Here is a 20,585-nt window from a genome sequence, read left to right as displayed (position 1 = left end):
GGAAATAGCGCGCGCTCCAGAAGGGTAGGTTTCTCATGTCTCACACATTCGACAAGTCCAAGCTGCCGAGCCGCTACGTCTCGGTCGGCGTGGAGAGCGCGCCGCACCGCAGCTATTATTACGCGATGGGCCTTACCGAAGAAGAGATCGCCCGGCCCTTCGTAGGCATCGCGTCCGCCGGCAACGACAGCGCGCCATGCAACACCACGCTGGACATGCAGGCCGATTGGTGCCGCCGTGGCGTCAACGAGGCGGGCGGGATGCCCCGCCGGTTCAACACCATCACCGTCACTGACGGCATCGCCATGGGGCACCAGGGCATGAAGAGCTCGCTGGTCAGCCGCGAGGTGATCGCGGATTCGGTCGAGCTGTCGGTGCGCGGCCATTGCTATGATGCGCTCGTCACCTTCGCGGGCTGCGACAAGTCGCTGCCCGGCATGATGATGGCGATGCTGCGGCTCAACGTGCCGTCGATCTTCGTCTATGGCGGGTCGATCCTGCCCGGCCGCTATCAGGAGCGCGACCTGACCGTCATCGACGTGTTCGAGGTGGTGGGGCGCTATGCCGCCGGCAATTGCCCGCTGTCCGAGGTGACGGCGATCGAGAAGGCGGCGTGCCCCGGCCATGGCGCCTGCGGCGGCCAATATACCGCCAACACCATGGCCTGCGTCGGCGAGGCGATCGGATTATCCCTGCCGAACAGCAATATGGCGCCGGCTCCTTACAAGTCGCGCGAGGAGATCGCGGTGGCGGCAGGGCGTCAGGTCATGGAATTGATTGCGAAGAATCTGCGTCCCCGGGACATCTGCACGAAGGAAGCGTTCGTGAACGCGGCGCGGATCGTCGCGGCGACCGGCGGCTCCACCAATGGCGCGCTGCACCTGCCTGCCATGGCGAACGAGTGCGGCATCGATTTCGATCTGTTCGACGTGGCCGAGATCTTCAAGACCACGCCCTATATCGCCGACCTGAAGCCGGGCGGGCGCTATGTCGCGAGGGACATGCACGATGCGGGCGGCATCTACATGCTGATGAAGACGCTGGCGGCCGAGGGCTTCCTGCACCTCGACTGCATGACGGTGACGGGCAAGACGCTGGGCGAGAATATCGACGAGGTCACGTGGAACCCCGACCAGAAGGTAATCTATGACGCGAAGACGCCGATCACCCCGACCGGCGGCGTCGTGGGGCTGAAGGGGTCGCTGGCGCCCGAGGGTGCGATCGTGAAGGTCGCCGGCATGCACCGGCTCCAGTTCACCGGCACGGCCAAGGTGTTCGAGCGAGAGGAGGACGCCTTCGCCGCCGTCGAGGCGAACGCGATCAAGGAAGGCACCGTGGTCGTCATTCGCTATGAAGGCCCCAAGGGCGGCCCGGGCATGCGCGAGATGCTGTCGACGACCGCTGCACTCTACGGCCAGGGGTTGGGGGAGAAGGTGGCGCTTATCACCGACGGGCGTTTTTCCGGCGGCACGCGCGGCTTCTGCATCGGCCATGTCGGGCCGGAGGCGGCGGATGGCGGCCCGATCGCGCTCGTCGAGGATGGTGACCAGATCGCGATCGACGCGGAAGCCGGCACCATCGACCTGCTGGTCGATCCGGCGGTGCTGGAGGAGCGCCGCAAGGCCTGGGAGCCGCGCCGCAACGATTATCAGGCGGGCGCCTTGTGGCGCTATGCACAGAATGTGGGTCCGGCCTACAAGGGTGCGGTGACGCATCCCGGAGCGAAGGCCGAAACCCATGTATTCGCGGATATCTGAGACGATCTTGGGGGCGGGGCTGCTGTGCCTCGCCCTTTCGGCCTGCGGCGAGGCGCCTGTGGTGGGCAACGGTAGTGAGCCCGACGACGGACACGCCGAATGCGCCATCGGGCCGGAGGCCGACTGGGCGCGAGACTGCCTGATCGAGCGCGACGGCAAGCTGCTGACCCTGCGGCACCCGGATGGGGGCTTCCGCCGGTTCCGCATCGTCGATGATGGCCACGGACTGATGCCTGCCGACGGGGCGGAGCAGGCGAAGGTGAAGATCGTCGGGCAGGGCCGGATCGAGGTGAGCGTGGGCGGGGATCGCTATCGGCTGCCCGCCACCATTGCAAAGGGACAGTGATGCAGGGCCTGCCCGTGCTGACGGCGGCGGCGATGCGGGCGGCCGAGCAGGCGGCGTTCGATGCCGGCGTTCCCGAATATGACCTGATGGAGCGGGCGGGGGCCGCCGCCGCGGAGGTGATCTGGCGAGCCGGGGGCAGGCGCGAGACGCTGGTCCTGTGCGGGCCGGGGAATAATGGCGGAGACGGTTTCGTCATCGCCCGGCTGCTGCGCGGGCGGGGCGTGCCTGTGCGCGTGGCGGCGCTCGGCGAGAGCCGTACGGAATCCAGCAAGCGCGCGCGGGGGGCGTGGGATGGGCCGGTAGAGAGCCTGGCCGATGCTGCTCCGGCGGCTCAGCTGGTCGACGCGCTGTTCGGCACGGGCCTGACGCGCGGGCTGGACGAGAAGGTCGCCGGAAAGCTGGACGAACTGGTCTGCCGGGCGAGTCTCAGCCACAGCATCGACCTGCCAAGCGGCGTGGCGACCGATGATGGCGCCCTCCTGTCACCGGTGCCGCACTTCGGCACCTGCATCGCGTTGGGAGCGCTGAAGCCCGCCCATCTGCTTCACCCGGCGGCAGATCGGTTCGATCGGCTGGTGTGTGCGGATATCGGCATCCCTGTTCCTTCCGCGATCCACAGCCTTGCGGTGCCCGATCTGCAAGCGCCTGAGCCGGAGGCGCATAAATATACGCGTGGGCTGGTTGCCGTCATTGGCGGGGGCATGGCCGGGGCGAGCTTGCTCGCGGCGCGCGCGGCGGCGCATTCGGGCGCGGGGTCGATCCGGCATTTTGCCGCAGTGGTGGCCGGCTCCGGGCCGGATGCCATCGTTCACCGCCACGTTGTTGCGCCCGCCGACATCACCGAGGCAGTGAGCGACAAGCGGATTGCCACGGTTCTGGTGGGACCGGGGCTTGGCCGCGACGAAGATGGGCGCGCACGGATGGAGGCGGCGCTGGCGAGCGGGCATCGGATCGTGCTCGACGCGGATGCGCTCACCCTGCTCGGGGAGAAGGGGCGGGACGCCATTCCCGCCGGAGCGATCCTCACGCCGCATGAGGGGGAGTTCGTCCGGCTGTTCGGCGATCTGCCGGGCAGCAAGATCGACCGGGCGCTGGAGGCGGCGCGGCTGACGCAGGCGGTGGTGATCTACAAGGGACCGGACAGCGTGATCGCCGCGCCCGATGGCCGGGCGGCGGTGACGCGCGGCTTTTCCTCCTGGCTGTCCACGGCGGGGACCGGGGACGTGCTTGCGGGCCTTGCGGCCGGAAGGCTGGCGGTGACGGGCGATCCCTTCCGCGCCGCCTGCGAGGCGGTGTGGCTGCATGGCGAGGCGGCGCGGCGTGCCGGCCCCGCCTTCATCGCGGACGATTTGATCGGAACGCTGCCAGCGGCTATCGCCTCGCGGCTGTGACCGATCCCGACATCATCCTGCGCATCGCCGCAAAGGGCGACGGCGTGACCGCCGATGGCCGCCATTTTCCGCTCGCTGCGCCGGGGGACCGCATCGCGGCGGACGGCGCCGTGCTGCCTGGCCCGCATCACGCCGCGCCGCCCTGCATTCACTTCCCGGCCTGCGGGGGCTGCGCGCTCCAGCATGTGGACGATCCGAGCTATGCCGATTTCGTGAGCGCGCGCGTTATCGGGGCATTGGCAGGGCAGGGAATCGCGGCCGGTACCGTGCTGGGACCGCATATCTCGCCGCCTCGTGCCCGTCGCCGCGCTGCGCTGCGGGCCGTCCGGCAGGGCAAGCGGGTGGTCATCGGCTTCGCCGAGTCCGGCAGCCATGCGCTGGTCGATCTTTCGGTGTGCGAAATCCTCGATTCTCGGCTGTTCGCCCTGCTCGCGCCGTTGCGCGGCCTACTGGGCGCCATCCTGCCCGACAAGCGGGCGGCGCATGTGAAGATGTCGCTGACCGACCAGGGCGTCGACCTGCTGCTGGAAGGCGTGCGGGTCGGGGGGCTGGCGGCCGACGAGGCATTGGGCGCTTTCGGCCAGGATCATGGGCTGGCGCGGCTGACCATCGACGAGGGCGACGGGCCGCAGACGCGCTGGGAGCCAGAGCCGGTCACGGTCAGCTTCGGCGGCGTGGCGGTGGGCTTTCCACCCTTCGCCTTCCTCCAGGCCACGCCGGACGGGGAGGCGGCACTGGTGGACGCGGTCGCGGCTGCGCTGCCGCCTTCCGGGCCGATCGCCGACCTGTTCTGCGGCCTGGGCACCTTCGCGCTGGCGCTGGCGACGGCGCGGCCGGTCTATGCGGCGGAGGGCGCGCGCGACCTTGTTCTCTCGCTGAAGGCGGGGGCCAACCGGGCGCAGCGGCGGCTGGCGGCCGATCATCGCGACCTGTTCCGGCGGCCGCTGGTACCGGCGGAACTGGATCGGTTCGCCGCCATCGTCCTCGATCCGCCACGCGCGGGTGCGCGGGAACAGGCAATGCAGCTTGCCGCCGCGCGAGTGCCGGTCGTCGCTTATGTCTCGTGCAATCCCGCCAGCTTTGCGCGGGATGCGGTGCATCTGGTTGCCGGCGGCTACCGTCTGGAGAGCGTCAAACCGGTGGGGCAGTTCCGCTGGTCGACCCATGTCGAGCTGGTGGGGATATTCCGGCGCTGAACAAAGGAAACCCCCGCGCGGCAGAACCGGCGGGGGTCTCTTTCCTGGAGGCGAAACCGTATCAGCCCAGCTTGATCACCGTCGCGCGGCGGCGTTCCGGCATGCGTTCGGCATAGAGGCTGGCCATCGGCTCGTCCTCGACCTCGACCACCGCTTCCGACGTGAAGCCGTTGAAGCCGGTCCGCATCGCCGCGCCATAGGCGCCGAGCATCCCGATCTCGATATAGTCGCCCGCCTTCACGTCCGCAGGGAGCATGAAGGGACCGACCATATGGTCCATGTCGTCGCAGGTCGGGCCGTAGAAGGAGAAGCCGGTGAGTTCCTCCTCGCTGTCCTCCTCGCGCAGCAGCGCGACGGGGAAGCGCCAGCCGATGTGGGCCGCGTCGAACAGCGCGCCATAGGCGCCGTCGTTGATGTAGAGCTCGTCGCCGCGGCGGCGCTCCACGCGCACCACGACCGAGCTGTACTCCGCCGACAGCGCGCGGCCCGGCTCGCACCACAGCTCCGCCGAATAGCTGATCGGCAGGCTTTCGAAGCCGCGATGGATCGCGTCGAAATAGCGCTCCAGCGAGGGTGGCTCCATGCCGGGATAGACGGACGGGAAGCCGCCGCCGACATCGATGATGTCGACCGTGACCGCCGCGTCGACGATCGCCGCGCGGACGCGCTCGATGGCGTCGCTATAGGCCTGCGGGCTCATCGCCTGGCTGCCGACGTGGAAGCAGATGCCGAGCGCGTCGGCCGCCTGGCGGGTGGCCATGAGCAGCTCGCGGGTCTCGCCCAGCTCGACGCCGAACTTCGACGCCAGGCTCAGCTCCGAATGCTCGGAAGAGACGCGCAGGCGCACGCACAGCTCCAGATCGGTCGCGTCGCCGGTGGCGCGCATGATCTTTTCCAGCTCGTCCATCGAATCGAGCGAGAAGGTGCGCACGCCATGGTCGCGATAGGCTTCAGCGATCGCTTCCTCGGCCTTGACCGGGTGCATGAAGCAGAGCTTGCCCCGGCCATCCAGCGCTTCCGACACCAGCCGCACTTCCGCGATCGAGGCCACGTCGAAATGCGTGATCCCGGAATCGAAAAGCGTACGGATCAGGTCGGGAGACGGGTTCGCCTTGACAGCGTACAGGGACCGGCCCGGAAACTTCTCAGCGAAGAATCGGGCGGCCCGGGCCGCAGCCTGGGGACGAATCAGCGTTACCGGTGCTGCCGGTTTGAGGGCGGTCGCTACCCCCAGCGCGCTATGATGCTTGTGCAACTCAAGGGACCTCCAGTGTAGTCGTGGCAAACAAGCTGCCTTGCGGTGGAAGTCCCATGGGGCAGCGGACGAGCGATATATGCCGAGGGGTCCCCCCTGTAAAGCGCGTGTGTAAATTTTGTTGCGCGGGAGGCTATCAAATGTGCGTCACGAGAGACGGGACTTGAAGTCCTGGTAGGAAAAGCGCCGGATTTCCGTGAGTTGATCGGTTTCCGAGTTCCACAGCCAGATGCCGGGAAGAGGCACGCCGTTGAAGGTGTTGGTCTTCACCATCGAATAATGCGCCTGATCGAGGAAGGCGATGCGGCGGCCGGCAATGGCCCCCCCGGGGACTCGATAGTCGCCGATGATGTCGCCCGCGAGGCAGGATGGACCACCGAGTCGGGTGGGCTGGCCATGCTCTTCCTCGAACAGCATCGCGGGGCGATAGGGCGCCTCGATCACGTCGGGCATGTGGCAGGTGGCGGAGATGTCGGTGATGGCGACGGGCATGCCGTTTTCGATCACGTCCAGGATCTCGCCCACCAGGATGCCGGTGTCGAGCGCCATCGCCTCGCCGGGCTCCAGATAGAGCTCGGCGCCGGTCTGCGCCTTGATCCTCTGGAGAAAGGCGACGAGCTGGTCGCGCTGATAATCCGCGCGCGTGATGTGGTGGCCGCCGCCGAAGTTCAGCCAGGCGAGCTTCCCGACATGGGGCATGATCCGCGATTCGATCGCGGCCCAGGTGCGCTCCAGCGGCAGGAAATCCTGTTCGCACAGATTGTGGAAATGAAGGCCATCGACCCCTTCGAGATGCTCGGCCTTCAACTGGTCGACGGGGAAGCCCAGGCGGCTGTGCGGCTGGGAGGGGTCGTATTTCGCGACCTCGCCCTCGGCGTGGAGGGGGTTGATGCGCAGCCCGATGTCGAAGTTCACACCGTCGCTGCGCGCCGCGTCGAGGATGGGGCGGAAGCGCGCGATCTGGCCCGGGCTGTTGAAGATGACATGGTCCGACAGGCGCAGGATTTCCGGCAGGTCTTCGCCCTTGTAGGCGGCGCAATAGGTCGCGACCTCGCGCTTGCCGTCCGGTCCCGCATATTCCTCCCGGCCAAGGCGCGCCTCGTAGAGGCCGGAGGCGCAGACGCCGTCCAGATATTCCGCCACCACGCCGCCCAGCGACCACATGGAAAAGGCCTTGAGTGCGCCGAGCATGCGGATACCCGCGCGGTCGCGGACGTCCTTCAGGATCGCGAGGTTGCGACGCACCGCAGCCTCGTCCACCACGAAGGCGGGCGAGGGCACGCGGGCGAGGTCGAAACGGGCGAAGGCGGCGGGGTCGCCGGCTCTGGTTTCCATATCACGTCCAATCTCCCTCTCCCCTTCAGGGGAGAGGGCCTGGGAGAGGGGAATGAACGGGAAAGAGCGGCTCTCGCGGCCGCCTCTCCCTAATCCTCTCCCCTGAAGGGGAGAGGGGATTTTGGTCAGAAATCCAGTGGCTTATCCAGTTCCTTCACCTGCCAGGGCAGGCCGTGCTTGTTCAGCATGTCCATGAAGGGATCGGGATCGAACTGCTCGATGTTGAACACGCCTTCGCCACGCCAGGCACCGGTCAGCATCATGGCGGCGCCGATCATCGCGGGCACGCCCGTGGTGTAGCTGACCGCCTGGTTGCCGGTTTCGGCGTAAGCCTCCTCATGGTCGCAGACATTGTAGACATAGACCGTCTTCTGCTGCCCGTCCTTCTCGCCGGTCGCGATGTCGCCGATATTGGTTTTGCCCTTGGTGGTCGGGCCGAGGCTCGACGGCTCGGGGAGGACGGCCTTGAGGAACTGGAGCGGAATGATCTCCTGGCCGTTGTAGATGACCGGGTCGATCCGCGTCATGCCTACATTCTGGAGCACCTCCAGATGCTTCAGATAGGCGTCGCCGAAGGTCATCCAGAAACGGATGCGCTTGATCTCAGGATAGAATTTCGCAAGCGATTCCAGTTCCTCATGATACATGAGGTACATGTTCTTCTCGCCCACCTGGTCGAAGTCGAACACCTGCTTGTGGCTGAGCGCCGGCCCTTCGACCCATTCGCCGTCGGCCCAGTGGCGCGAGGGCGCGGTCACTTCGCGGATGTTGATTTCCGGATTGAAGTTGGTGGCGAAATGCTGGCCATGGTCGCCGCCATTGCAGTCCAGGATATCGAGCGTGTCGATCCGGTCGAGCAGATGCTTCTTGATGTAGCTGGCGAAGACGCTGGTGACGCCGGGGTCGAAGCCGGAGCCGAGCAGTGCCATGATGCCCGCTTCCTTGAAGCGATCCTGATAAGCCCATTGCCAGCCATATTCGAACTTGGCGGTGTCGCGCGGTTCGTAATTGGCCGTGTCGAGATAATCGGTCTTGGTCGCGAGGCATGCGTCCATGATCGCGAGGTCCTGATAGGGCAGGGCCAGGTTCACGACGAGCTTGGGCTGCACCTTCTGGATGAGGGCGATGGTCTCGTCCACATTGTCGGCGTCGACCTGCGCCACATCGATCGTCACGCCGGTGCGCGCCTTCACCGATTCGGCGACCTTCTCGCAGCTGACGATCCGGCGGCTGGCGAGCGTGATATGGCTGAAAATATCGGGATTCATCGCCATCTTGTGGACCGCGACGGAACCGACGCCGCCCGCGCCGATGACCAGAACCTTGCTCAATCTTTTCTCCATAGCTTGGACGCGCCGGACGCGCGAAGCGCCCCATATAGGATCTTCATGTGACAGCGCAAAGGCGCGACCCCATGCGCCTCAATCGCAGAGGACCCGCAGCTCGTTGATCCAGAACAGCGGGGCGCCGGACGCGTCGAGGTCCGTCTCGAACCGCAGGTCGATCAGCGGTCCGCGCGCCTCGACCACCAACCCGACGCCGGAAGGCTCGCCTGCCGCCGCCTGCACCTCGCCAAGCAGGCGCCTGCCCTGCCGGACGCGCAGCATGCGGCCTTCTTCTCCAGCGGCCCTCAGCCTGCCGCCGATCGCGAGGCGGAAGGGAGACTTCCGATCGGGATCGATCATGCGCAGGCGCAGGCGCGCCCGTGGGCTTTCCGCCCAGAAGCCGCCGTCGTCGATGGCCGACCAGCCGTCATGCAGATAGGGTTCCAGCGCTGCAAGGAGGAAGGACATGCCGCGCTGGGCGGGATAGGCCCGCCAGCCGAGCAGCTTGTGCAAGCCGGCGCGCAGCGAACCGCGCGGCGGCCGCAGCGCGCGGTTGAGTTCCGGGAACAGGGCGCCGGGAATATGATGGGCGCGGTCAGTGCGCACCATATGGGCGACATGCTCCTGAAAACCGGAGCGATCTTCCGCCAGCACACGAGGCGCCACGCTGAAGGCGAAGTCCAGGTCGCCCTGGAACAGGCGAAGATCCGGCCGCGCGCCGTCATCCATCAGATAGTGCAGCATCGCATCGTGCTGGTGGCGCCATTGAAGCTCGTTGCCGAGATTATGGTCGCCGCGGATCGGCAGCAGTTCGGCATGAGGGGCATAGTTCCGCAGCAGTTCGGCATGGGCGAGGTCGAACACATCGTCCACGGAGAAACAGCATATGATGCGGGTCGCGCTGTGGCGCAGTCCGGACAGGTCCGGCCGATTGCGGCTGGCGATGCTTTCCCACATCGCAGCGAAGCGGTTGTCGAATCCGGCTTCTTCCCGGCCGATGCTCGCCTGCGGCGCCAGCAGCAGCACGCCGGTCAGCGGCAGCCGCGTGGCGAGCAGGGCTGCGCCGAAAGCGCCCAGGCTGAGGCCGAAGGCGAACATCCGTTCGATGCCATGGGCAATCCGATAGGCACCGATTGCCGCGATCAGCTCTTCCCAGCCATTGTCGTCGTTGAACCATGACTGGCCGTTGTCGCGCAGGAACATGACATGCCGCCCGGCCGCGTTCAGCAGCGTGGTCCCGACCCATTCGAAATCGGGCCGTACCCCCCGGACGCCCATGGACGTGACGGCGATCAGCAGTTCGGGGCGACCGCCGGCATGAGTCAGCAGGTCGTAGCAGCCATAGGACTGGAACGCATCGACATCCAATTCGCCTGCCGTTCCCGTGCCATGCATGTCCGGGCCCTAGAGCAGGGGGCCTGCGGCTTCAAGAGATTGACAGCGACGATCAGAAGCTGGCGCCGTCCACCTTCGTGATCGTCAGCGCGTCGATGTCCACCGTGGGTACGCAGCGCAGGTTGACGGCGCGCATCTCGGTTCCGTCGGGCATGGTGCTGGCGGCGAAGGGCTGGGTGCCGCAGGTCGCGCAGAACTGATGATCGATCCTGTGCTTGTGGAATTCATAGGAACGCAGATGATCCTGCCCGCTTTCCAGCGTGAACTGCGCGGCGGGCACGAAGGTCAGCGTCAGGCCCTTGCGCGCGCAATGGGAGCAGTTGCAGGTCATCGCCTCGGCAGGAGGATCGGTGTCGACGGTGAAGGTGACGGCGCCGCAATGACAGCTTCCCTGATAGGTCATGGCATGATCTCCTTTTGTTCCAATCTGCCTCAAGCAATCATCCGGCGCAAGGTCTCAATGCGGTCGGCCTCGTGCGGGGGCTTGTCCCGGCGGATGCGGGCGATGCGGGGGAAGCGCATGGCGAGCCCGGACTTGTGCCGTTTGCTGTCGTGGATCGAATCGAACGCTACTTCCAGCACCAGCGTCTTTTCCACCTCCCGCACCGGGCCGAAGCGGTTGACGGTGCTGGTCCGCACGAAACGGTCGAGCCATTTCAGCTCCTCGTCGGTGAAGCCGCTATAGGCCTTGCCCACCGGCAGCAACTCGCCGTCCTCGGTCCAGCAGCCGAAGGTGTAGTCGGAATAGAAGGACGAGCGCTTCCCGTGGCCGCGCTGGGCGTACATCATCACGCAGTCGGCGGTCAGCGGATCGCGCTTCCACTTGTACCAGAGCGCCGCCTTGCGCCCGGCGACATAGGGGCTGTCGCGGCGCTTGAGCATCACGCCCTCGATCGCGGCGTCGCGGGCACCGGCGCGGATGTCGGCCAGCGTGTCGAAATCGGGCGCGTCGATCAGAGCGGAGAGATCGAAGCGGGTGGGATCGAGCGTGGGCAGGAAGGCTTCGAGTCGGGCGCGGCGCTGCGTCCAGGGGAGGGCGCGCACGTCCTCGTCGCCCTCCAGCAGCAGGTCGTAGAGGCGGACGAAGGCGGGATAGTCGACCATCATCTTCGCGCTGACGGCCTTGCGGCCGAGGCGCTGTTGCAGGGCGTTGAAGCTCGCTGCAGCGCCGCCATGCTCTTTGGCTCCCTGGAACTCTCCCTTCACCAGCAGTTCGCCGTCCAGCACGGCATGGCCGGAAAAAGCCCCGGCTATGTCGGGGAAGCTGCCGGTGATGTCGTCGCCCGCGCGGCTATAGAGGCGCGTTTCCTGGCCGGTGCCGACGATCTGGACACGGATGCCGTCCCATTTCCATTCGGCGGCATAGTCGGACAGGTCGACGCTGTCCGCCTCCAGCGGATGGGCCAGCATGAAGGGACGGAAATGCGGGGTGCCTGCGGGGTCGGGCCGCTCGCAGCGCCCCTCCGCCCAGTCGAACAGCGCGGCATAGGGCGGGGAGAGGGCGTGCCAGACCTGCTCCACATCGTCGACGTCGAGGCCGAAGGCCTGGGCAAAGCCGGTCTTGGCAAGGCGGGCGGAGATGCCGACGCGCAGGCCGCCGGTCGCGAGCTTCAGCAGGGCGAAGCGGCCCGAGGCGTCGAGATGATGCATCATCTGCGCGAGCGCGGCGGGCGCGCCGGCGCGGCTCACGCCCTGGAGGCGGTCGACGATGGCGGACAGGGTGAGCGAGCCGTCGTCGATCTCCGGCGGCTGGTCCTCCGCCTTGGGCCAGAGCAGGGCGACGGTTTCGGCGAGGTCGCCCACATAGTCCCGGCTCATCTCGAACAGCACGGGGTCGGTGCGGTCGCGGATCATCTCGCCGATGGCGGAGGCCTTCACCGCCTTGAGGTCCAGATTGCCGGTGAGCGCCGCCAAGGCCCAGCCCCGGTCGGGATCGGGCGCGCGGCGCATATAGTCGGCGATCAGGTCCAGCTTGCCGTTGCGCGAGCGGGTGTAGACGAGGCCGTCGAGGAGCTGGGAGAAGGCCCTCATCCCTCGTCCTCGTCTTCCCGCCCGACCAGCGCCAGCGCGCGGGCGCGCATCTGGCGGGTCATGCACCAGTGGAGCAGCGCTTCCTCCCGCCCGTGGGTGATCCAGGTCTCCGTCGGGGCCAGTTCCGCGATGGTATCCGTCAGTTCGTCCCAGTCGGCATGGTCGGAGATGACCAGCGGCAGCTCGACATTCTTCTGTCGGGCGCGCTGGCGCACGCGCATCCAGCCCGAGGCCATGGCGGTGATGGGATCGGGCAGGCGGCGGCTCCAGCGGTCGTTGAGTGCGGAAGGCGGCGCGATCACGATATGGCCGCGCATCTCCTTCGCCGGCACGCCGGTCGCCGCGCGCAGTTCGCCCAACTCTACGCCGAAGTCCTGGTAAAGCGCGCACATGCGCTCCAGCGCGCCGTGGATATAGATCGGATCGCGATGGCCCCGCGCCCGCAATTCGGTGATGACGCGCTGCGCCTTGCCGAGCGCATAGGCGCCGACCAGCACGCAGCGGTCGGGATGGGCGTGGAGCGCGCCGAGCAGCCGGTCGACTTCGCTGCCGGTATCGGGATGGCGGAAGACGGGCAGGCCGAAGGTCGCCTCCGTCACGAAGATGTCGCAGGGCACCGGCTCGAACGGGGTGCAGGTGGGGTCGGGCCGGCGCTTGTAGTCGCCGGTCACGACCACGCGCTCGCCCGCATGATCGAGTACGATCTGCGCCGAGCCGAGCACATGGCCGGCGGGCACGTAACGGATCGTCACCCCGCCGATCCGCATTTCCTCGCCATAATCGACCGCCGTGCCCGACGCCGTGCCGTAGCGCAGCGCCATGATCGCCAGCGTCTCGCGCGTCGCCCAGACATGGCCGTGGCCCCCGCGCGCGTGATCGGCATGGCCGTGCGTCACCAGCGCCCGATCGCGGGGCGTGGATGGATCGATCCAGGCGTCGGCGGGGCGGACGTAGATGCCGGTCGGATGCGGCTCGATCCAGTGCTGGGCGGACATGCAGGCATAAGATGGGACCGGCGCCCGCGGTTCCGCAAGTCCGGTCGCATCGTCACCGGATCGTAACGCGTCCGTCATGCCCGCGACACGCCATTGCCCTATGGCCACGCGATCCATCGAGCGGACCAAAGGGTAGAACATGGCTTCTTCGGCACATAAGGGCGTGGCGCAGGCGGTGCACCGGCACCGGCATCTTTCCCGGCAGGGCCTGCTGGAGCGCGCTTTCACCTTCGCCTTCCGGGGCCTGGTCTATGCCCAGATCTGGGAAGATCCCGAAGTCGACATGGAAGCGCTGGCGATCACGCCTGACTCCCATGTGGTCACCATCGCTTCGGGCGGTTGCAACGTGCTGTCCTACCTGACCGCCGACCCGGCGAAGATCACCGCGGTCGACCTCAACACCGCGCATATCGCGCTCAACAGGCTGAAGCTGACGGCGGCCAAGACCCTGCCCGACCATGCGCGCTTCCATCGCTTCTTCGCGCAGGCGGACAGCAAGCTGAACGTCGCGGCCTATCGCAGCTTCGTCGCGCCGCATCTGGACGAGGCGACGCGGCGCTACTGGGAAGGGCGCGACCTGATCGGCCGCCGCCGCATCGGCGGCTTCGCGCGCGGTATCTACAAGCATGGGCTGCTCGGCAGTTTCATCGGCGCGGCGCACCTGCTGGCGCGGCTGCACGGGGTGAACCCGAAGCGGATGCTGGACGCGCAGTCGCGCGAGGAGCAGCGCGCGATCTTCGAGGCGGAACTCGCGCCGGTGTTCGACAGCCCCTTCACCCGGTGGCTTACCAGCCAGCCCGCCTCGCTGTTCGGCCTGGGCATCCCGCCCGCGCAGTTCGAGGCGCTGGCCGGCGACGAGCGGATGAACGGCGTGCTGAAGGCGCGGCTGGAGAAGCTGGCCTGCGACTTCGACCTCAAGGACAATTATTTCGCGGTGCAGGCCTTCGGTCGCGGCTATGCCGGCGGGGAAGGGCCGCTGCCGCCCTATCTGCAGGCAGGCAACCACAAGGCGGTGGTCGACCGGGTGGACCGGGTGGACGTGCGCCACGTCAACTTCACCGATTTCCTGGCGTCGCAGCCGGCGCAGTCGGCCGACCGCTACATCCTGCTCGACGCCCAGGACTGGATGGACGACGACCAGCTCAACGCGTTGTGGGGGCAGATCACGCGGACGGCCAAGCCGGGCGCCCGGGTGCTGTTCCGCACCGCGGGCGAGCCCAGCATCCTGCCGGGTCGCGTGAAGGACGAGGTGCTGGGCCGCTGGGCCTATCAGGCCGAGGCGTCGAAGGATTATACCGCGCGCGACCGATCGGCCATCTATGGCGGCGTCCACCTCTATGTGCTGAAGGATTGAGCGTGACGGCCGGGGCAGCGGCGGGGGGCCATGGCGGGTTGATGGACGGCGTCTATCGCTATCAGCGCCATATCTATGACCTGACCCGCAAATATTATCTGCTCGGCCGCGACGGGCTGATCGCCGACCTCGCCCCACCGCCCGGCGGGACGGTGCTGGAGATCGGCTGCGGCACCGGGCGCAACCTGATCGCCGCCGGCAACGCCTGGCCAGGGGCGAGGCTGTATGGCGTCGACATTTCGGAAGCGATGCTGGAAACGGCGCGGGCCTCCGTCGCGAAGGCCGGCATGACCGGGCGTGTCGTGCTGGCGCAGGGCGACGCCTGCGACTTCGATCCGCAGGCATTGTTCGGCCACTCGACCTTCGACCGGGTGTTCATCAGCTATGCGCTGTCGATGATCCCCGCATGGGAGGCGGCGCTGCGCCAGGCTGCGCGCTGCGTCTCGCCGGGCGGGCGGCTGGAGGTCGTCGATTTCGGGCAGCAGGAAGGGTTGCCGGCAATCTGGAAGCGAGCGCTGTTCGGATGGCTTGGGCAATTCCATGTATCGCCGCGGCGGAACATGAACGCGGCCGTGGAGGCCGTCGCCCGCGATTGGGGTGGCCGATGCGAGAACCGCTCGCTCTATCGGGGCTATACGGTGCGGAGCACGCTGATCCTTTCCGATACCCCTCGGATCGCCGCGACCTGAAGCCAGGCGCTTTCCAACTGACCTGAATCGAGATCATGATCCGACCGGCATTTCCCATACATTATGCTGTAACAATTTGCCTTGGCTGGTGATATCGCTACACATCCCTTACCCGGCCATATAGCCGGCAACAGGGGGAGGGTGGCCAGTGCGGCCGGCGATAGTGTCCATAGGGCAGGGAAATCCGGCGATACTGGCCTGCGTCGGATCCGATGGGGTGGAGTTCGCCCTGCCTTCAATCACGCCCGGGCAAGTGCATGGGATCGAACGCTTCGGCGCCGGGGATTGTCCGACATTTACGGACGCGCTGATGCGCTATGCGGCCATGCACGGGCTGAGCCTGCGGGACAGTCGGCTGTTCATGTCCATCGCTGGCGCGGTGAACGGCACGACGGTGCGGACCACCAACGGGCGTTGGTTCATTTCCATGTCGGGCCTGCGCGCCGTGACGGGTGGCGAGCCGATCGTGCTGAACGATGTGGCCGCAACAGCATGGGCGACGGCGGACTGCCCCAAGGCCGTGCCCTTCGGCTCGGCGCTCGACCAAGCGCGGTCCGAGAAGGGGCGGCACGCGATCATCTCGGCCTGGCGTGGCGGGCTGGGCGCGGCCTGCGTGGACCGGCGTGACGGCTTTCTGAAAATCATCGAAAGCGAAGCGGGGCATACCCCCTTCGCCGTCCAGAGCGAGGACGACTGGGCGATGGCAAAGGCGTGCATCGCCCGCCATGGCGACCTATCCTATGAGCACATCCTGTTCGACCTGATGGACGGCCATTCGCTGCACCGGCCGCTGGCAGGAAGCGAGTTGGAGGAGATGTTCGCCACCCTGCTGGGGCGGTACAGCGCGGCGGTGACGCTGACCTTCACCGCCTGGGATGGAATCTATCTGTGCGGATGGGCGTTCGAACGGATCGCCAGCCGGCACCTGGAGCCGGTGTTCCGCGCCGCCTTCGAAGGGAAGGGCAAGTTGCGGCTGCTGTTGCAACAGACGCCGAGCCAGCTGTTCCAGACGCGCAACGGATCGCTGAGCGGGCTTTCCATTTACTATAACCGTACCCGCAGCGGCTGAGCCGAAGCGTCAGGCCGCAGCGCGTTCCATCAGCTCCAGTTCCAGCCGATCCCAGATTTCCACCAGCGCGTTCACCAGATCCTGCATCATCTCCGGCGTATGCGCCGGACCCGGGGTGAAGCGCAGCCGCTCCGTTCCGCGGGGAACGGTGGGATAGTTGATCGGCTGCACATAGGCGCCATATTCGGCAAGCAGGATATCGCTGATCCGCTTGGCCTTGACCGGATCGCCGACCATCAGCGGCACGATATGCGTGACCGAGTCCATCACTGGCAGGCCGGCGTCACGCATGAGCTGCTTGAGCAGGGCGGCCGACGCCTGCTGGCCCTCGCGCTCCTCGCTCGACCCCTTGAGGTGGCGCACGCTCGCCAGCACGCCGGCGACCAGCACGGGCGAGAGCGAGGTGGTGAAGATGAAGCCGGGGGCATAGCTGCGGATTACGTCGACGATCATCTGGTCGGCCGCGATATAGCCGCCCATGACGCCGAACGCCTTGCCCAGCGTGCCTTCGATGATGGTGACGCGGTCCGCCACCTCGTCCCGCTCCGAAATGCCGCCGCCGCGCGGGCCGTACATGCCGACGGCGTGGACCTCGTCCAGATAGGTGAGGGCATTGAACTCGTCGGCCAGGTCGCACAGCGCGGCGATCGGCGCGACGTCGCCGTCCATCGAATAGACGCTTTCGAACGCGATCAGCTTGGGCGTGTCGGGATCCTCGGCCGCGAGCAGTTCGCGCAGGTGATCGACGTCGTTGTGGCGGAAGACGCGCTTCTCGCAACCCGAATTGCGGATGCCCGCGATCATCGAGGCGTGGTTCAGTTCGTCGGAGAAGACGATGCAGCCCGGCAGCAGCTTGGCGAGAGTGGAGAGCGTCGCCTCGTTCGAGACATAGCCCGAGGTGAAGAGCAGCGCCGCTTCCTTGCCGTGCAGGTCGGCGAGCTCTGCCTCCAGGTCGACATGATAATGGGTGTTGCCGCCGATGTTGCGGGTGCCGCCCGAACCGGCGCCGACGTCATGGAGGGCTTCCTCCATCGCGGCGATCACCTTGGGATGCTGTCCCATGGCGAGATAGTCGTTGGAGCACCAGACGGTGATCGGCTTGGGGCCGTTATGGCCGTGGAAGCAGCGGGCGTTGGGATAGGCGCCCTTGTTGCGCAGGATGTCGATGAAGACCCGGTAGCGGCCCTCGCTGTGGAGCCGGTCGATCGCCTGGGCGAAGATATGCTTGTAGTTCACTCGCGCTTCCGTTCCGTTTGCCGCGCCCTGCGCGCCACCCTCTCTCTCAAGCGGGCATTTACAGGCGCGAGGAGAGCATTACCAGCGATAACCGTTCGCAACCTTCAGGAGAAATACCTATCGGGGTGATCGACGCAGCGCGCCATTGGACAAATGGCCCACCCTTTCAGAGCGCTTCGATCCGGGCGAGTCCGTAGCCGGCGAGGGCGGGACGCAAGAGTTCGATCCCCTGGTCCAGCCGAGTGAAGACGGCGGTTCCGGGTGCTGGCGAGGCGGGCCAGTCCTGGCCCTGGGTCAGCCAGGCGATGCGCCGGGCGATCCCTTCGCCACCATGGAGAAAGGCCAGCGGACGGGGCGCGGCGGCTGCCAGCTCCGCCTCCACCAGCGGGAAATGGGTGCAGGCGAGGACCACCGTGTCCATCCGGTCGCCGCCCGGCTGATTGAGCAGGCCCGAAAGCGCGTCGCGCGCCACGGCGGGGTCGAGCGGCTCGCCGCGCAGTTTCGCCTCGGCCAGTTGCACCAGCGCGGCCGAGCCGTGGCGCAGCACGGTGCAGTCCGCGCCATGTTCCGCCGCCAGACGATCGACATAGGGCTGGCGCACCGTGGCGTCGGTGCCGAGCACGCCGAAGACCCGGCTCTTCGACTGGAGCGCGGCGGGTTTGATCGCGGGCACGGTGCCGGCGACCGGAATGTCGAGCGCCGCGCGGACATGCTGGAGGGCGATGGTCGAGGCGGTGTTGCAGGCGATGACGGCAAGGCGAGGGCGATAGCGCTCCACCAGCCGGCCGAGCAGGGCAGGAACGCGGGCGGCGATCTCCGCCTCGCTCTTGGTGCCATAGGGGAAGCCGGCGCTGTCGGCGGCATAGACGATCGGCGCAGTCGGCAGGGCGATGCGGGCCGGCGCGAGGATCGAGAGCCCGCCGACACCGGAATCGAAGAAGAGGATGGGAGCGTCCGAAGCGACCGTCATTATCGGCATTCATGTCGCGGTCGATAACGGACCTGTCAAGCCGGGGCCATGGCAGCCGGCCTGGACCGGTGGCATAGGGCACTACCGGAAATTAACCCTGCCTGGGCTAGGTGGAGGGGCGGGGTGAGAACGGATGCATTCGACGATCGGCAGGGACGGCGGGAGGCGCCACCAGTTCGTGGCGCTCGATGGCCTGCGCGGCATCGCGGCGCTGGCGGTGGCGATCTATCATGTTCCGGCCTTCGTCGGCGGGACGGTGATGTCCAGCGCCTATCTCGCAGTCGATCTCTTCTTCTGCATCAGCGGCTTCGTGCTGTTCCATGCCTATGCCGACCGGTTGCGGAAGGGCATGGGGATCGGCGCGTTCCTGCTGCGGCGGACCGTGCGCCTCTATCCGCTCTATCTCGTTTCCGGCCTCAGCGCCCTCGCCTACGTCCTGCTGCTGGGGGAAGAAAGCAACCTTCAGGGCCATGGGCTTGTGTCGTTCGTCGCCAACCTGCTGCTGTTTCCCCTGCCGCTGGAATGGAGCCTGTCGGACGACCTGTTTCCACTCAACTTCGTCGCCTGGTCGATCCTGCTGGAAATCGGGGCGAGCCTGGGTTTCGCCGCTTTCAGCGCAGCCTTCGTAGATCCGCGCCGGACGAGGTGGACGATGGCGGCCGCGGCCGTGCCGATGCTGTTCGCCGGTTTGCACTACGGCCAGCTGAACCTGGGCGTCAGCGCGGGACAGATGCCGGGTGGGATGGCGCGGGCGCTGTTCGCCTTTTGCGCGGGCATAGCGATCGCGCATGTCGGGCCGGTCCGATGGCGCCCGTCCTTTCCCTTGCTCTGCGCTTTTACGCTGGCCGTGCTGGCTGTGGACGTTTCGGGCGGCGCGCGGACGGTTTATGACCTCACGGTGGCTATGCTGGTCTGCCCACTGCTAGTCCTGCTCGGCGCGGGATGCCGGACAGGCATAGGGGAAAGCCGGATCGCGATCCTCCTCGGGCGATCATCCTATCCCGTCTATATTTTCCAGGTTCCCTTCGCCGCGTTCGTGGCCAAGGCGCTGGGGGCGTGGGACGTCCACGCTTCGCCGATGCTGGGCCTGGCCTTCGTCGGAGGCCTGTTCCTGTTCGCGCTGGCGGTCGAGCGGCATGTGGAGCGACCGCTGCGTTCATGGCTCTCGGCGCGCGTCTTCGGCATTGCCCGCCGCGCCGTTCCCGCTATGATCGCGCCGCAATCCTGATCGATCGAGCCGATTCATCGATCGACCGATCAGGGTCATTGGTTTGTCGCGATTTCTTAACCGGCAGGCGGTTCCCGCCTGCCTCGAAATCGCTTTGGCGGTTTGATCATGATTCCTCCCTGGCTCCTTCCTGCGTCCCTCCTGCTGCTGGGCTATCTGCTCGGCTCCATTCCCTTCGGCCTGATCCTGACCCGGGTCACGGGCGCGGGCGACCTGCGGCAGATCGGATCGGGCAATATCGGCGCGACCAACGTGCTGCGCACCGGGCGCAAGGGGCTGGCGGCCGCGACCTTGCTGCTGGACCTGCTGAAGGGCGCGGCGGCGGTGCTGATCGGCGCCGCGCTGGTTGACGGCGGCGGGCCGATGGCGGGGGCGATGGCCTTTATCGGCCATTGCTATCCGGTCTGGCTGCGCTTTGCCGGGGGCAAGGGCGTGGCGACGATGATGGGCGTGGTGACGGCGCTCTACTGGCCCGCCGGAATCGTGTTCGCGGTCGTATGGCTGGGCGCGCTGTTCGGGACGAAATGGTCGTCGGTCGGCGGCATGTCCGCAGCGGTGAGCGCGCCGGTCGCCATGGCGGCCTTTGGCCGGATCGACCTCGTGCCCGTGACGCTGGCGCTGGCGCTGATCGTGCTGTGGCGGCACCGGGCCAACATCGCCCGGCTGGCGAAGGGCCAGGAACCCAAGGTCGGCAAGTCCAGGGACGCCGCCGCCGAATGAGCGAGCGGGAGCGGTTCGATCGGTTGCGGCTGATCCGTTCCCCGCGCATCGGTCCTGTCAGTTATCGCCAGCTGCTGGCGCGCTTCGGCACGGCGGGGGAGGCGCTGCGCGCGCTGCCCGACCTCGCCGCGCGGGGCGGCGGCAAGGCGAGCGTCGCCGACGCAGCCACGGTCGAAAGGGAGATCGCGGCGAGCCGGAAGCTCGGCGGGCGCTACCTGCTGATGGGCGACCCGGACTATCCCTTCCTGCTCGACCAGATGGAGGGCGCGCCGCCCGCGCTGATCGTGCGGGGG

General features: G+C 67.1%; 18 protein-coding genes and 1 pseudogene. 10 read left to right on the top strand and 9 right to left on the bottom strand.

All coding sequences use genetic code 11. From position 1 onward, the window contains the following. The first annotated feature begins 35 nt into the window (after positions 1–35). From ilvD to M529_RS44360, 4 genes are read left to right on the top strand one after another with little or no spacing between them, the layout of a single operon-like run. Positions 36–1,757 carry a dihydroxy-acid dehydratase gene (ilvD, locus tag M529_RS44375; protein ID WP_021319677.1) on the top strand — a complete coding sequence of 574 codons (1,722 nt, stop codon included), beginning with the start codon at positions 36–38 and terminating at the stop codon, positions 1,755–1,757. Beyond that, positions 1,738–2,103 carry a hypothetical protein gene (locus M529_RS44370; protein WP_021319676.1) on the top strand — a complete coding sequence of 122 codons (366 nt, stop codon included), beginning with the start codon at positions 1,738–1,740 and terminating at the stop codon, positions 2,101–2,103. Before ilvD ends, M529_RS44370 begins: the two co-directional genes overlap by 20 nt. Beyond that, a complete protein-coding gene (locus M529_RS44365) occupies positions 2,103–3,494 on the top strand; it encodes an NAD(P)H-hydrate dehydratase (protein WP_021319675.1) in 1,392 nt (463 codons plus the stop codon). Before M529_RS44370 ends, M529_RS44365 begins: the two co-directional genes overlap by 1 nt. Then, positions 3,491–4,690, top strand: coding sequence for a class I SAM-dependent RNA methyltransferase (locus M529_RS44360; protein WP_021319674.1), 1,200 nt, complete (start codon positions 3,491–3,493; stop codon positions 4,688–4,690). Before M529_RS44365 ends, M529_RS44360 begins: the two co-directional genes overlap by 4 nt. A 61-nt stretch (positions 4,691–4,751) precedes the next feature. Here M529_RS44360 and M529_RS44355 read toward each other — a convergent pair whose 3' ends face one another. The 7 genes from M529_RS44355 to M529_RS44325 all read right to left on the bottom strand — a co-directional run bounded on the left by M529_RS44355 (position 4,752) and on the right by M529_RS44325 (position 13,026). Further along, positions 4,752–5,945 (bottom strand): type III PLP-dependent enzyme, encoded by a 1,194-nt coding sequence (locus M529_RS44355; protein ID WP_021319673.1) that lies wholly within the window; start codon positions 5,943–5,945, stop codon positions 4,752–4,754. A 147-nt stretch (positions 5,946–6,092) separates the two neighbouring features. Then, on the bottom strand, positions 6,093–7,280 hold the full coding sequence (locus M529_RS44350) for a carboxynorspermidine decarboxylase (protein ID WP_021319672.1): 1,188 nt from the start codon (positions 7,278–7,280) through the stop codon (positions 6,093–6,095). 125 nt (positions 7,281–7,405) lie between these two features. Beyond that, positions 7,406–8,611, bottom strand: coding sequence for a saccharopine dehydrogenase family protein (locus M529_RS44345; protein WP_021319671.1), 1,206 nt, complete (start codon positions 8,609–8,611; stop codon positions 7,406–7,408). Between the two features lie 90 nt (positions 8,612–8,701). Then, a complete protein-coding gene (locus M529_RS44340) occupies positions 8,702–10,000 on the bottom strand; it encodes an alpha/beta fold hydrolase (RefSeq protein WP_021319670.1) in 1,299 nt (432 codons plus the stop codon). Between the two features lie 52 nt (positions 10,001–10,052). Beyond that, entirely contained in the window at positions 10,053–10,403 is a 351-nt protein-coding gene (locus M529_RS44335) for a GFA family protein (RefSeq protein WP_021319669.1), read from the bottom strand. A 29-nt stretch (positions 10,404–10,432) separates the two neighbouring features. Beyond that, positions 10,433–12,031 (bottom strand): cisplatin damage response ATP-dependent DNA ligase, encoded by a 1,599-nt coding sequence (locus M529_RS44330; RefSeq protein ID WP_021319668.1) that lies wholly within the window; start codon positions 12,029–12,031, stop codon positions 10,433–10,435. After that, the gene (locus M529_RS44325; RefSeq protein WP_031295545.1) at positions 12,028–13,026 is read right to left on the bottom strand and encodes a ligase-associated DNA damage response exonuclease; all 999 of its coding nucleotides are present in this window, start codon (positions 13,024–13,026) and stop codon (positions 12,028–12,030) included. The genes M529_RS44330 and M529_RS44325 overlap by 4 nt, the downstream gene beginning before the upstream one ends. 139 nt (positions 13,027–13,165) lie before the next feature. On the opposite strand from M529_RS44325, the gene M529_RS44320 reads away from it, so the two are divergent. The 3 genes from M529_RS44320 to M529_RS44310 all read left to right on the top strand — a co-directional run bounded on the left by M529_RS44320 (position 13,166) and on the right by M529_RS44310 (position 16,138). Beyond that, entirely contained in the window at positions 13,166–14,380 is a 1,215-nt protein-coding gene (locus tag M529_RS44320) for a DUF3419 family protein (protein ID WP_021319666.1), read from the top strand. Positions 14,381–14,421: 41 nt separating this feature from the next. Further along, complete coding sequence (locus tag M529_RS44315) at positions 14,422–15,069, top strand: class I SAM-dependent methyltransferase (protein WP_031295544.1); 648 nt, start codon at positions 14,422–14,424, stop codon at positions 15,067–15,069. Positions 15,070–15,217: 148 nt separating this feature from the next. After that, positions 15,218–16,138 (top strand): glucokinase, encoded by a 921-nt coding sequence (locus tag M529_RS44310; protein ID WP_084491314.1) that lies wholly within the window; start codon positions 15,218–15,220, stop codon positions 16,136–16,138. A 9-nt stretch (positions 16,139–16,147) separates the two neighbouring features. Here the strand turns inward: M529_RS44310 and hemA are convergent, their stop codons facing one another. Both hemA and murI read right to left on the bottom strand, forming a co-directional pair. Further along, on the bottom strand, positions 16,148–17,374 hold the full coding sequence (gene hemA / locus M529_RS44305; protein ID WP_021319663.1) for a 5-aminolevulinate synthase: 1,227 nt from the start codon (positions 17,372–17,374) through the stop codon (positions 16,148–16,150). Positions 17,375–17,540: 166 nt separating this feature from the next. Beyond that, positions 17,541–18,344, bottom strand: a complete 804-nt coding sequence (gene murI, locus M529_RS44300; RefSeq protein ID WP_021319662.1) for a glutamate racemase — start codon at positions 18,342–18,344, stop codon at positions 17,541–17,543. Between the two features lie 133 nt (positions 18,345–18,477). On the opposite strand from murI, the gene M529_RS44295 reads away from it, so the two are divergent. The 3 genes and pseudogenes from M529_RS44295 to M529_RS0125110 form a co-directional block, all read left to right on the top strand. Continuing rightward, entirely contained in the window at positions 18,478–19,572 is a 1,095-nt protein-coding gene (locus M529_RS44295) for an acyltransferase family protein (RefSeq protein WP_021319661.1), read from the top strand. Positions 19,573–19,680: 108 nt separating this feature from the next. Next, a complete protein-coding gene (gene plsY, locus M529_RS44290) occupies positions 19,681–20,292 on the top strand; it encodes a glycerol-3-phosphate 1-O-acyltransferase PlsY (protein WP_031295542.1) in 612 nt (203 codons plus the stop codon). Then, positions 20,289–20,585, top strand: a pseudogene (locus M529_RS0125110) (DNA-processing protein DprA); the annotation flags it as partial. The gene plsY and the pseudogene M529_RS0125110, both read left to right, overlap by 4 nt.

The sequence above is a fragment of the Sphingobium ummariense RL-3 genome (assembly GCF_000447205.1).
In the GTDB taxonomy this organism is placed as follows: domain Bacteria; phylum Pseudomonadota; class Alphaproteobacteria; order Sphingomonadales; family Sphingomonadaceae; genus Sphingobium; species Sphingobium ummariense.
Note: the sequence above shows the minus strand (reverse complement) of the source record. Positions and strands in the feature narration are given on the sequence as shown.

Bases quoted from the DNA above. Each gene is read 5' to 3' on its own strand.
- M529_RS44330 (WP_021319668.1), bottom strand. From the start codon at position 12,031: ATGAGGGCCTTCTCCCAGCTCCTCGACGGCCTCGTCTACACCCGCTCG.
- M529_RS44340 (WP_021319670.1), bottom strand. From the start codon at position 10,000: ATGCATGGCACGGGAACGGCAGGCGAATTGGATGTCGATGCGTTCCAG.
- plsY (WP_031295542.1), top strand. From the start codon at position 19,681: ATGATTCCTCCCTGGCTCCTTCCTGCGTCCCTCCTGCTGCTGGGCTAT.
- M529_RS44350 (WP_021319672.1), bottom strand. From the start codon at position 7,280: ATGGAAACCAGAGCCGGCGACCCCGCCGCCTTCGCCCGTTTCGACCTC.
- M529_RS44370 (WP_021319676.1), top strand. From the start codon at position 1,738: ATGTATTCGCGGATATCTGAGACGATCTTGGGGGCGGGGCTGCTGTGC.
- M529_RS44325 (WP_031295545.1), bottom strand. From the start codon at position 13,026: ATGTCCGCCCAGCACTGGATCGAGCCGCATCCGACCGGCATCTACGTC.
- M529_RS44295 (WP_021319661.1), top strand. From the start codon at position 18,478: ATGCATTCGACGATCGGCAGGGACGGCGGGAGGCGCCACCAGTTCGTG.
- M529_RS44365 (WP_021319675.1), top strand. From the start codon at position 2,103: ATGCAGGGCCTGCCCGTGCTGACGGCGGCGGCGATGCGGGCGGCCGAG.
- ilvD (WP_021319677.1), top strand. From the start codon at position 36: ATGTCTCACACATTCGACAAGTCCAAGCTGCCGAGCCGCTACGTCTCG.
- M529_RS44320 (WP_021319666.1), top strand. From the start codon at position 13,166: ATGGCTTCTTCGGCACATAAGGGCGTGGCGCAGGCGGTGCACCGGCAC.
- murI (WP_021319662.1), bottom strand. From the start codon at position 18,344: ATGACGGTCGCTTCGGACGCTCCCATCCTCTTCTTCGATTCCGGTGTC.
- M529_RS44315 (WP_031295544.1), top strand. From the start codon at position 14,422: ATGGACGGCGTCTATCGCTATCAGCGCCATATCTATGACCTGACCCGC.
- M529_RS44335 (WP_021319669.1), bottom strand. From the start codon at position 10,403: ATGACCTATCAGGGAAGCTGTCATTGCGGCGCCGTCACCTTCACCGTC.